11 protein-coding genes are annotated in these 11954 nt (G+C 65.8%); 7 read left to right on the top strand and 4 right to left on the bottom strand.

All coding sequences use genetic code 11. The annotated features are described in order from the left end of the window. Positions 1–33 precede the first annotated feature (33 nt). From BAU07_RS00565 to BAU07_RS00550, 4 genes are all read left to right on the top strand, one after another. Positions 34–1530, top strand: a complete 1497-nt coding sequence (locus BAU07_RS00565; protein WP_232338215.1) for a DEAD/DEAH box helicase — start codon at positions 34–36, stop codon at positions 1528–1530. 127 nt (positions 1531–1657) lie between these two features. Next, positions 1658–2287 (top strand): LysE family transporter, encoded by a 630-nt coding sequence (locus BAU07_RS00560; RefSeq protein ID WP_066652628.1) that lies wholly within the window; start codon positions 1658–1660, stop codon positions 2285–2287. Between the two features lie 31 nt (positions 2288–2318). Further along, the gene (locus tag BAU07_RS00555) at positions 2319–3932 is read left to right on the top strand and encodes a peptide chain release factor 3 (protein WP_066652622.1); all 1614 of its coding nucleotides are present in this window, start codon (positions 2319–2321) and stop codon (positions 3930–3932) included. A gap of 10 nt (positions 3933–3942) precedes the next feature. Next, entirely contained in the window at positions 3943–4632 is a 690-nt protein-coding gene (locus BAU07_RS00550; protein WP_066652618.1) for a hypothetical protein, read from the top strand. 58 nt (positions 4633–4690) lie between these two features. Here the strand turns inward: BAU07_RS00550 and bfr are convergent, their stop codons facing one another. Further along, on the bottom strand, positions 4691–5167 hold the full coding sequence (bfr, locus tag BAU07_RS00545) for a bacterioferritin (protein ID WP_066652613.1): 477 nt from the start codon (positions 5165–5167) through the stop codon (positions 4691–4693). Positions 5168–5392: 225 nt separating this feature from the next. Further along, positions 5393–6310 (bottom strand): DMT family transporter, encoded by a 918-nt coding sequence (locus BAU07_RS00540; protein ID WP_066652612.1) that lies wholly within the window; start codon positions 6308–6310, stop codon positions 5393–5395. 123 nt (positions 6311–6433) lie between these two features. Here BAU07_RS00540 and BAU07_RS00535 point away from each other — a divergent pair, with 123 nt between their 5' ends. Further along, on the top strand, positions 6434–7348 hold the full coding sequence (locus BAU07_RS00535; protein ID WP_066652610.1) for a LysR substrate-binding domain-containing protein: 915 nt from the start codon (positions 6434–6436) through the stop codon (positions 7346–7348). Here the strand turns inward: BAU07_RS00535 and BAU07_RS26615 are convergent. Both BAU07_RS26615 and rpoN read right to left on the bottom strand, forming a co-directional pair. Then, complete coding sequence (locus tag BAU07_RS26615) at positions 7294–7566, bottom strand: (2Fe-2S)-binding protein (RefSeq protein WP_084025042.1); 273 nt, start codon at positions 7564–7566, stop codon at positions 7294–7296. The genes BAU07_RS00535 and BAU07_RS26615 overlap by 55 nt on opposite strands. Before the next feature lie 93 nt (positions 7567–7659). Then, positions 7660–9078, bottom strand: a complete 1419-nt coding sequence (rpoN, locus tag BAU07_RS00530) for an RNA polymerase factor sigma-54 (RefSeq protein ID WP_462935891.1) — start codon at positions 9076–9078, stop codon at positions 7660–7662. Between the two features lie 16 nt (positions 9079–9094). On the opposite strand from rpoN, the gene BAU07_RS00525 reads away from it, so the two are divergent. Both BAU07_RS00525 and leuA read left to right on the top strand, forming a co-directional pair. Continuing rightward, a complete protein-coding gene (locus BAU07_RS00525; protein ID WP_066652603.1) occupies positions 9095–9769 on the top strand; it encodes a hypothetical protein in 675 nt (224 codons plus the stop codon). A gap of 454 nt (positions 9770–10223) precedes the next feature. Next, positions 10224–11939, top strand: coding sequence for a 2-isopropylmalate synthase (gene leuA, locus BAU07_RS00520; RefSeq protein ID WP_066652601.1), 1716 nt, complete (start codon positions 10224–10226; stop codon positions 11937–11939). Positions 11940–11954 lie beyond the last annotated feature (15 nt).

Below are 11954 nucleotides of genomic sequence, written 5' to 3'. Positions count from 1 at the left end.
AACTTGAGCGACAGGCTGCCGCTGGAGTTGTACTTGACTGCCACTTCCACCTTCGCCGACCTCGGGTTGGCTGATTCCCTCTTGCGCGCCATTGCCGAGACCGGCTACACCGCGCCCACTCCTATCCAGGCCCAGGCCATCCCCCTGGTCCTGCAAGGCGGCGACCTGCTGGCCGCCGCCCAGACCGGCACCGGCAAGACGGCCGGTTTCACGCTGCCCATTCTGCACATGCTCATGCAGAACAAGCCCGCGCAACGCAAGCCCGGACGTCCGCGCTGCCTCATCCTGACGCCCACGCGTGAACTGACCGCGCAGGTCGAAGAATCGGTGCAGACCTACGGCAAATACACGCCCTTGACGTCCATGGTGATGTTCGGAGGCGTCAACATCAATCCGCAGATCAGCGCGCTGAAGAAGCCGCTGGACATCCTGGTGGCCACGCCGGGTCGGCTCCTGGATCACGCGGGCCAGCGCACCGTCGACCTCTCGGGCGTGGAGATTCTGGTCCTGGACGAAGCCGACCGCATGCTGGACATGGGCTTCATCCGCGACATCCGCAAGGTGCTGGCCCTGTTGCCGGCACGTCGCCAGAACCTGCTGTTTTCCGCGACCTTCTCCGAAGAGATCCGCACCCTTGCGCGCGGCGTGCTGCACAATCCGGGCGAAGTCTCGGTGACGCCGCGCAATACCGCCACCGAGCTGGTGACGCAGACCTGGCACATGGTGGAACAGCACCACAAGCGCGACCTCATCAGCCACATCATCCGCGAAAGCGGCTGGCACCAGGTCCTGGTCTTCACGCGCACCAAGCATGGCGCGAACCGGCTGGCCGAAAAACTGGTCAAGGACGGGCTGAGCGCCGCCGCCATCCATGGCAACAAGAGCCAGGCGGCGCGCACGCGCGCGCTGGCCGGATTCAAGGCCGGCAACGTCAGCGTGCTGGTGGCGACCGATATCGCCGCCCGCGGCCTCGACATCGACCAATTGCCGCAGGTGGTGAACTTCGAACTGCCCAATGTGCCGGAAGACTACGTGCACCGCATCGGCCGCACCGGCCGGGCCGGCGCCACTGGCGCGGCGATCTCGCTGGTCGACAACAGCGAGATCAAGCTGTTGAAGGCCATCGAAAAGCTCATACGCAAGCCCATCGACCGCGTGCAGATCCAGGGCTGGACACCGTCGCCGAACGCCGTGCGCGAGCGTGACGACGATGACGACGACCGGCCCGCGCGTGGTCCGCGTGGTGGTGCCGGCGGCGGCCGCGGCCGGCCCGCACCGCGTCCTGCCGGCGCGGCTCCCCGTGGCGCATCCGGCAACGGCAATGGCCATCGCAACGGCAACGGCGATCGTCCGGCGAACGGCAGCGGCGCGCGCACCGGCAATGGCGGCACGCATGGCGGCCGCCCCGCCGCGGCGGCTGGCGCCCAAGGCGCCCGGCCCCCGCGCGACAGCGCGCCCGGGGCGCGAGGCCCGCGTCCGGCGGGCGCCCGCGCCGATGCGGGACGCCGTCCGGCATTGCTGGCCAAGTAAGCCTGGCGGGCGGCACGGCGCTTGGCGACCGCGCCGCGCCGCCAGCTGCGCGACGCCCGCGCATCCCGGCCACGCCGGACAGACCGTCTGCATTCCGTATCAACGCGACAGGACACCGAGGACCGTCATGACGCTTGCCACCTGGCTGACCTTCATGCTGGCCGCATGGGCCATATCGTTTTCACCCGGCGCGGGCGCGCTATCCGCGATGACATCGGGGCTGCGCTATGGTTTTGCGCGCGGCTACTGGAATACGGCGGGCCTCATCCTGGGCATCATGTTCCAGTTGGCGGTCGTGGGAATTGGGCTCGGCACGCTGCTGGCCACGTCGGAAACCGCGTTCGCCATCGTCAAGTATGTAGGCGTCGGCTACCTGATCTACCTGGGCTGGCGCCAATTCCGGGCGGAGCAGGCGCCGGTGACGGTGGACGGCGCGGCCAATGTCCTGGAGTCGCGGCGCTCGCTGATCCTGCGCGGTTTCCTCATCAATGCCAGCAACCCCAAGGGCACGGTATTCCTGCTGGCGGTGGTGCCGCAATTCATCGACGCGACACATCCCCTCGCGGGCCAGTATGCGGCGATCGCCGCCACCATGGCGCTCACCGATACCGTGGCCATGGCTTTCTATACGTTGCTGGCCGCCAAGGTCCTGCGCCTGATGCGCGACCCGGTACATATCAAATGGATGAACCGGGCCTTCGGTACGCTGTTCATGGTTGCCGGCGTGCTGCTTGCGTTGTTCCGGCGCTCGCACTAGGGTCCCCAGCGGACTGTAAAATTTCCGTCCTATGAATATTCCTCAAGAAGTCGCGCGGCGACGGACCTTCGCCATCATTTCGCACCCGGACGCCGGCAAGACGACGCTGACCGAAAAGCTGCTCCTGTTCGCAGGCGCCATCCAGATCGCCGGCAGCGTGAAGGCCCGCAAGGCGAGCCGGCATGCCTCCTCCGACTGGATGGAAATCGAAAAGCAGCGCGGCATCTCGGTGGCGTCTTCCGTCATGCAGATGGAATACCGCGATTGCGTGATCAACCTGCTCGATACCCCGGGCCACCAGGACTTTTCCGAAGACACCTACCGCGTGCTCACGGCGGTCGATGCGGCCCTGATGGTGATCGACGCGGCCAACGGCGTGGAACCGCAGACGAAGCGCCTGCTCCAGGTCTGCCGGGCACGCAACACGCCGATCATTACGTTCATCAACAAGATGGACCGTGAAGTCCGCGAACCGCTGGACCTGCTGGCCGAGATCGAGTCCCACCTCGGCATGGACGCGGTGCCATTCTCATGGCCGGTGGGCATGGGCAAATCCTTCGGCGGCGTGTTCGACATCCGGCAGGACCGCATGCGTATTTTCCGCCCCGGCCAGGAACGTCGCGGGCAGGATGACGAATTCATCCAGGGCTTGGACAACCCGGAGATTGCACGCCGCTTTCCCCATGCCTTCGAGCAAGCGCATGGCGAGATCGGCCTGATCAACGAAGCGGCGCCCGCGTTCGAGGCACAAGCCTTTCTGGCGGGTCGGCAGACGCCCGTTTTCTTCGGCTCGGCCATCAACAATTTCGGCGTGCAGGAAGTCCTGGACGCACTGGTCGAACTGGCGCCGCGCCCGGGCCCCCGGCCAGCGCTGCAACGTGTCGTGCAACCGGACGAGCCGCGCTTCACGGGCGTCGTCTTCAAGGTGCAGGCCAATATGGACCCTGCGCACCGCGATCGCGTCGCCTTCGTGCGCGTCAGTTCGGGCCGCTTCGAACGCGGCATGCGCCTGAAGGTCTGCCGCACCAACAAGGAAATGCGCCCGAACAACGTCGTGTCCTTCCTGTCGCAGCGCCGCGAGCTGCTCGACGAGGCGTATGCAGGCGATGTCATCGGCATCCCCAACCATGGCGTACTGCAATTGGGCGATGTCCTGACCGAAGGCGAAGTTTTGCAATTCACCGGACTGCCTTTCTTCGCGCCGGAGCTGTTCCAGGCGGTCGAAGTGAAGGATCCGCTCAGGACCAAGCAGCTGCGCACGGGCCTCGCCCAGTTGGGCGAGGAAGGCGCCATCCAGGTGTTCAGGCCGGTGGCCGCGGGCGGCGCCATGCTGCTCGGCGCGGTCGGCCAATTGCAGTTCGAAGTGGTGCAGCACCGGCTCAAAACGGAGTACGGCGCGGACGCCCGCTTGATGCCGTCGCGCTATACGATGGCCCGCTGGATTACCGCCGAAGACCCCCGTGCGCTACGCAAGTTCATGGATGCCAATGCCGCACATATCGCCTATGATGTGGTGGACGCGGCCGCGTTTCTGATCGGCTCGCCCGCGCAATTACGTGTCGCCGAGGAGCTGTATCCGGATGTGAAATTCCACGCGATGCGCGAACATGGCGGACGGGTTTTCGGCGACAGGGCGCAAGCTTGAGAGGTTAGGAATGTCTTGGCGAGTATTGTTCGCGACGCTGCTGGTGGCGTTGGGCGCCTCCGCGTGGGGCGGCATCCAGTTCGGTGATTGGCTCGTGGCCCATGCGCCCGCGGCCACCCGTACGCCGGGCCAAACGGACGCGAACCAGGAACCCATCCTCGATGCGGATGGCCGTCCCTACACGGCGCAGCCTCCGCAGCCCCGTATCGACGGCACACTGGGCGTGCCTGACCGGCCCACGGGTACCAACTGGACCGTAGCTACCGTGTCCCTGTTCGACACCGTCAAAGATCCTTCGGTGCAGATCTCCCGCAACAACATCACGATGGACGAGGCGCGCCAGCTCGCGGCTGCCACGCAGTCGGATCTGCCATCGGGGCCGAACGATGTCACCACGCTGGACCTGGCGACGCAGCAGGCGCAGACCCAGCAATCCGCCCAGCAGTACGCGCAGATCCAGGCATCGCGCAATGTCAGCCAACAGCCGATGATCCAGTCCGTCGATATGCCGGCGCCGCAGCAACAGGCGTCCGCCGGCGCGGGCCAGAAAGGCTGGCAGGATGCGTTGCGGCGGGAACTGGCGCAATGCGCCGATGCAGGGTTCTTCGAACGGCCGACCTGCTCGTGGAATGCGCGCAACAAGTACTGTGCGCCGAATCAGGCCTGGGGCACCATCCCGGAATGTCCCAACCGCCCCTGAGGCGCCGCAGAGCCATACGGCGCCCCTCTTGAACGGCCGGCCGGGCGGCCAAGCTGGATCAGTCGGACACTTCCATCTGGCTTTGCAGATAGTTCTGCAAGCCCACCTGGTCCACCAGCCCGATCTGCGTTTCCAGGTAATCGATGTGCTCTTCGGTATCGTCCAGGATATCCTGGAAGAGATCGCGGGACACGTAGTCACGCACCGATTCGCAATACGCGATGGCTTCCTTCACCGTTGCCTGCGCGCCCTGTTCGAGCTTCAGATCACAGGAAAGGATCTCCGGAACGTTCTCGCCGATCAACAGTTTGTGCAGGTCCTGAAGATTGGGCAGTCCATCCAGCATGAAGATGCGTTCGATGAGACGGTCGGCGTGTTTCATTTCGCCGATGGACTCTTCGTATTCGTGCTTGCCCAGCTTGTTCAGACCCCAGTGGCGCAACATGCGCGCGTGGAGAAAATACTGGTTGATCGCCGTCAGTTCATTGGTGAGTTGCTTGTTGAGAAACTGGATGACGGTTTTATCGCCTTGCATGATGAACTCCTTGCCGAATCCCGGCAGACTACCATCGCGCGCCGCGCCGGCATACCCCTGGACCGCATTTGGTAAATCGCTTTGCGATTGCTATAAGAAAGCGGAAATTGCAACGCAATGAGAATGAGTCGGCGTTAGCGGCATGCGTTGCGCTCGCAGCGCCGGATGCCAGGCGGCGCCGATGACCTTCCGGGCTGCGCGCGGCGCGGTCGCAAAGTCGCCGGTTCAGACCGCGCGGCGTGGCGGCCGCGTCGCCATCCAGATGCCGAGCGCGATGGGGACGATACCGACCATGTCCATGACCTCCACGGGTTCGGACAGCACCGCCCACCCGAACAGCAAGCCCAACGGCGGCATGAGGAAATGCAGCGCACTGGCCGAGGTCGCGCTGGACCGGCCCAGGATGGTGAACCACAGGCCGAATCCGCCTATCGACACCGCGACGATCATGTACGTCATGCTCCAGAACAACGAGGGCGTCAGGTGCACGGGCAGATGGGATTCGTAGAGCAAGGCGAAAGGCAGCAGGGCGATCCCCCCGGCCAGGGATTGCATGCCGGTGGCCAACCACAGGTTGCCACGCGGCGTATAGCGCTTGTAGAGCAGCGTCCCCGCCACCAGTGCGACCAGCGAGCCGATGACGAGCAGCGTGCCCTGCGGATCCTCGTGCATGCCGCTCATGCGGGATCGCAGCACCACCGCCACGCCCACCAGTCCCAGGCATAGTCCGGCAAGCGTGCGCCAACTGACGCGCTCGCCCAGCAGCGGCCCGGCCACCGCGCCGATCAGCAGGGGATTGGTGCTGACGATGACGGCTGCGAACCCCGACGACACAGTGGTCATGCCGCTCCAGCTCAGGCCCAGGTAGACCGCGTTGTTCAACACCCCGAGCAGCCCCAGCAAGGCCACGTCCTTCCAGCGCAGCCGCTGCAAGCCGCCCAAGGCCCATGCCAGCCCCACCATCAGCACCGCGGCGATGAAGAAGCGCGCGCTCAGCAGCGTCAGCGGGGGACAGTCGCGCAAGGCGATCTTCGCCGCCGCGAATGCCGAACTCCATAAGATGCAAAACAGCGCGATGGGCCCCCATGCGACCGGCGCGCGCACGGGAGGAGCGGAGGATAGCGGCACGGCGGGGCTTTTCATTGGGGCTCGGGCAAGGGCGGAATACGTCTTCGGAACGAATGCAGGCATTGTGTTGCCGCGCCGATCCATTGACAAATTCGTTATTTACATCGAAAGTATTCGAAACTTCGATGGAAGGACGCCATGCCCGATCTGGACCTGTTGCGCAGCTTTGTCTCCGTGGTGGACGCCGGCGGCTTCACGCGCGCCGGCGAGCGGGTCCACCGGACGCAGTCGACGGTGAGCCAGCAGATTCGCAAGCTGGAAGAACGCCTGGGCTGCATATTGTTCCGGCGTGAAGGGCGCGGGGCCGTACCGACCGAAGAGGGGGAGCGCCTGCTTGGCTACGCGCGGCGTATGCTGGCGCTGGCGGACGAACTGCAGGACTCCATAGGCAAGGCGGACCCAGTGGAAATCGTGCGGCTGGGGCTCCCGGACGACTTCGCCGTCGGCGCGCTGACCGAGATCATCGGGGCCTTCGCCCGCGCGCGGCCGCGGGTCCGGCTATCCGTGCGCTGCGATCTCAGCACCCCGCTGGGCCGGGCCATGGGCGACGGAGAATTGGATGTCGTCCTGCTCAAGCGTGAGCCCGGCGCCGGCCCCTGCCTGGCCGCCTGGCCGGAACGGCTGCGCTGGGTCGGCACGCCGCAGGCGGTCCCGGACGCGGGCCAGCCGGTCAACCTGGTGACGCGGCCGGCCCACTGCCTGTATCGGGACCGCGCCATCCATGCCCTCGAGCGAGCGGGACGGCGGTGGCGCATCGTCTACGAAAGCCCCAACCTGCCCGGCATCCAGGCCGCCCTGCGGGGCGGCCTGGGCGTGGCCCTACTGGATGAACGTGGGCTGGAAGACCAGGTAGGCATCATCGACGAGGCTTTTCCGCCCGTCGCTCCCACGGAACTGGCCTTGATCCTGCGCCCGGGCGCTCCGGAGGCGGCGCGCGACCTGGCGCAGCTGCTGCGGGCTTTCTGCGATGCGGAGCGCGTGCAGGCGCCCCGCAGCGCTCAGGCCGCGACGACGATGGGAATGGGAAAGGTGTTGGCCGCGGCGCCGGTTTGATCGGCAATGGGCGTGGCGGCCGGCACATTCAGCGGCCGCGCCTCGCAAACGCTGGAGCAGCGTCCCCCGGGCAGATATTCGACGGCGGTGTCGGAACAGCAACCGCAGCACGTGGCAACGCCGAGCTCGAACCGGAGGTCATCGAGCGTCGCAGCACCAGCGTCCACGGCGGCGCGGACCTGGCGTTCGGTGATGGCATTACAGACACAAACGTACATGAGAATAATTATCGAAAATTATTCGCATTCAATCAACTAGAAAAAGCGGGGACGTAAAACAGGGGGATTTTGGCGCAACGGGCTGGCCGGCCGTCAGCGTGCTGCGGCCTGGGCCCGGCGCACCGATGCCGGCGCGATGCGCATGGCTTCGCGGTATTTGGCCACCGTACGGCGCGCGATGACAATACCTTGTTCGGCCAGTTTCAGCATGATCTGATTGTCGGAAAGCGGCTTGGCGCGGTTCTCGTCCGCCACCAGGCGGCGGATGAAGGCCTGCACGGCCGTGGCCGAGGCGGCGTCGCCGCTGTCCGTGGCGACGCCCGCGCCGAAGAAATCCTTCAGCTCCATCGTGCCGAACGGCGTCAGCATGTACTTCTGGGTGGTCGCCCGCGAGATGGTGGATTCGTGCAGGCCAAGCTCGCCGGCGATGTCCTTGAGGATAAGCGGCCGCATGGCCGACGGCCCCTGGCTGAAGAACGCCGCCTGGTGATTCACGATGGCCTGGGCCACGCGCAGGATGGTGTCGAAACGCTGTTCCACGTTGCGGATCATCCACCGCGCCTGCTGCAATTGGGCGTGCAGGGCGGCGTGGCTGGCCTCGCGCTGGTTGCCCAGCATGCGTGCATAGACCCCGTTGATGCGCAGGCGCGGCATCGCCGCGCTGTTCAGGACCACATGCCAGCCTTTGCGGCCCTTGCGCACGATGACATCGGGAATGGCGTAGTCCGCCGCCGGGACCGTCCATTTGCGGCCGGGCCGCGGATCCAGTTTCAGTATCAGGGCGCGCGCGCCGCGCAGCATGGCGTCGTCGCACTGCAGCGCTTCGCGCAGGCGCGCGGCATTGCCGGCCAGCAGCGGCAGGTGTTCGGCGCAGATCCTCCGCGCACAGGCGAGCACGGCCGGATCGCGGGCCTCGGGAAGCACGGCAACGTCCGGACGGCGCAGTTGCAGGTCCAGGCATTCCGCCATGTCGGCCGCCCCGACGCCCGGCGGGTCGAAGGATTGCAGCAAGCGCAGCGCGGCCCGCAGCTCGTCGATGTCGGCCTCGATCTCGGCCGGCAGCCAGGACAGGATTTCGTCCAACGGCGAAGCCAGATAGCCGTTCTCGTCCAGTTCGTCGATCAGCAGCGCGGTGAGCGCCGCATCGCGCTGACCCGCGCGGGTCAGCGACAGTTGGGCCAGCAAGTGCTCGCGCAAGGTTTCGGCGCGCGCCTGTTCGGGCATCTCGCTGTCGTCGTCCGAGTACACGCCCTTGGCGCCCGGCATTTCGTCGACTCCGGTTTCCCGTTCTGGTGCCGGTTCGTCGTCATGGGCTGAGCCCTCGCGTTCCGGATCGACGTCGTCGCCGCGCGGGTCTTCGTCGCGTTCGAGCAACGGATTATCGGACAAGGCCTGTGAGATCTCCGTCTCGAGGTCGAGCGTCGACAACTGCAGCATCCGGATGGACTGCTGCAATTGCGGGGTCAGGGCAAGATGTTGTCCTGGCCGGAGTTCTAAGGCGTGGCGAGTCATAGGTACAATATTTTGCATGATGAATCCGACTTCGCCCGAACGCGTACGCCAGGACAGCCGTCTGATCCGCCAGACACTGCTCAAATTGGCATTCCCCCGAATCGTCGTCCGGGCCATCGTGATCGCCGTGGCGGTGGCGGTCTGGCTGCTGGTGGCCCAGCGCATCCTGGCCTTCGGCGCCACCCTGGATTACCAGTTCCTGCACCCGCTCGGGCAGGCCACGATCGATATGCTGAACCGCATCAATCCTTATCTGTGGTGGGCGGTGGCCATCGTCTGGTCTTTGATCGTTTTCTTCATCGTGCGGAGCTGGCTGCGCAGCAGCCTGGAGGCGGCTCGCGTGGTGCCCGTGCCGGCCGATACTTTTACAGACCTGGTCGCGGAGCTCTGCGACGACGTGATCGGCGTCATGCGCTGGTGCTGGGGCAACCGGGAGGAGCCGTTCACGGTGGGCGATCTGCAACGCACCCTGTGGGAAATCCGCCACGGCCGTATCGGCAAGATCGCCATGGTACGCGAGCAGGAGGGCTTGCTGGGAATATCGCGCCCGGGGGCACCGTCTGCGGCCCCGCGCGCCGACCGCGAGCGCCTGGCAGACCGGACCGGCGAACGCCGCCTGGCGGGGCGCCCGGCGCTGGACGTGGACGGGGCCGATGGACCCATCGAACCGCGCATCGGTCCGACGCGCTGACGACGATGGGCACCCGTCCCTCGATTTCTATTTGCGTCCAAGCCGGAAATATGGTTGACTAGCGTCTTACCTTTCCTGCACTTCCATGGCCGCTAACCGCACCTTCCTCGCGATGACCACCGGACGCCTCCGCGCGCCGGCGGGCGGCCTGCGTCCCGCGATCTCCGCCGACGCCTCGTCGGGCCCGGTGCCGCATGGCGCCCTGGCGCTATCGCTAGCTCTACCGATCGGTTGCCGGACCTAGCGTCCCCGTGGCAGTTCGGCAGCCCTCGCGCCACATCGTCTTTCCCCGCTAAAACCTGGAATTCCCGCCCGCCCGGCCAGGCGCATGCCTACCCGAGCCGCCCGCCGCGAAACCAATGCGACGGCCTCTTGCAAGGGAAGCTGCATGGGCGCCGACCTCCCGGCGACGCCGCGCACCGGAATTCACGCTACGCACTCCAAGGTAAACCAGATGATGCTCGCCAACCCCGCACAAAAATATCGCCCGTTCGCTCCCTTCAAGCAGGACTACGCCGATCGCACCTGGCCCAGCCGGCGTATCACCCAGCCGCCGATCTGGCTGAGCACCGACCTGCGCGACGGCAACCAATCGCTGATCGAGCCCATGAACGTGGAGCGCAAGCTGCGGTTCTTCGAGCAACTGGTGAAGATCGGGTTCAAGGAAATCGAGGTCGGATTTCCGTCCGCGTCGCAGACCGACTTCGATTTCGTGCGCAAGCTCATCGATGAAAACCGCATTCCGGACGACGTCACCATCATGGTCTTGACGCAGTCCCGCGAAGACCTCATCGCCCGTACCGTCGAAGCGGCCGCCGGCGCCCGCCGCGCGATCGTGCATCTCTACAACGCCGTCGCGCCCGCCTTCCGCAAAATCGTCTTCAACATGAGCAAGGACGAAATCCGGAACATCGCCATCACGGGCACCGAACTGGTGAAGGCCGCCATCGCCCGCCATCCGCAAACCCAGTGGCGCTACGAATATTCGCCGGAGGTCTTCAGCACGACCGAACCGGAATTCGCCCTGGAAGTGGTAAATGCCGTGACGCAGATCTGGCAGCCCACACCGGACAACAAGATGATCGTCAACCTGCCGGCCACGATCGAGGCGACCAGCCCGAACCTGTACGCCGACCAGATCGAATGGATGCACCGGAACATGGCGCGCCGCGACAGCATCGTCCTCAGCGTCCATCCTCACAACGACCGCGGTACCGCCGTGGCCGCCGCGGAGTTCGCCGTGATGGCGGGCGCCGACCGTATCGAGGGCTGCCTGTTCGGCAGCGGCGAGCGCACCGGCAACGTCGACCTGGTGACGCTCGCGCTGAACCTGTATACCCAGGGCGTGCACCCCGGCCTGGACTTCAGCGATATCGACGAAGTGCGCCGTTGCGCGGAATACTGCAACCAGTTGCCGGTACACCCGCGCCACCCCTATGCCGGTGACCTCGTCTTTACCGCGTTTTCCGGATCGCACCAGGACGCCATCAAGAAGGGCTTCGCACAGCAGCAGGCCGACGGCGTCTGGGAGGTGCCCTATCTGCCCATCGACCCGGCGGACCTGGGCCGCAGCTACGATGCCGTCATCCGCGTCAACAGCCAGTCCGGCAAGGGCGGCGTGTCCTACCTGCTCGAGCAGGAGCACGGCCTGGTGTTGCCGCGCCGCCTGCAGATCGAATTCAGCCGCGCCATCCAGCGCGTAACGGACGAGACCGGCCGCGAAGTCACCGCCGCGAACGTGTACGACATCTTCAAGCAGGAATACCTGGACCAGCAGCAGCCATGGAAGCTGATCCGCCATCGCATTACCGGCGACCCGAGCGCGGTGGAGGCCAAGCACTTCAGCATCGAGGCGGAAGTGGAAGTCAACGGCGAACGCCGCACGATCACCGGCGAGGGTAACGGCGCGATCTCCGCCTTCGTCGCCGCGCTGGGCCTGCCGGCGCGCGTCATGGACTATCACGAGCACGCGATAGGCGCCGGTTCCGATACGCGGGCGGCCTGCTATGTCGAACTGCGGCTGGGCGAATCTGCCACCGGCTTCGGCGTGGGCGTGGACCGTGACATCGTGACGGCCTCGTTCCAGGCGCTGCTGAGCGCGGTGAACCGCCACCTCAATGCGAGGGAAGAGAACGGCGCGCCAGCCACTGCGGAGACGGTGGAGGCCTGAGCGCCTTTACTTGAA

It is taken from the genome of Bordetella flabilis (assembly GCF_001676725.1).
GTDB classification, from domain to species: domain Bacteria; phylum Pseudomonadota; class Gammaproteobacteria; order Burkholderiales; family Burkholderiaceae_B; genus Bordetella_C; species Bordetella_C flabilis.
This window is presented reverse-complemented; position numbering and strand designations above follow the sequence as displayed.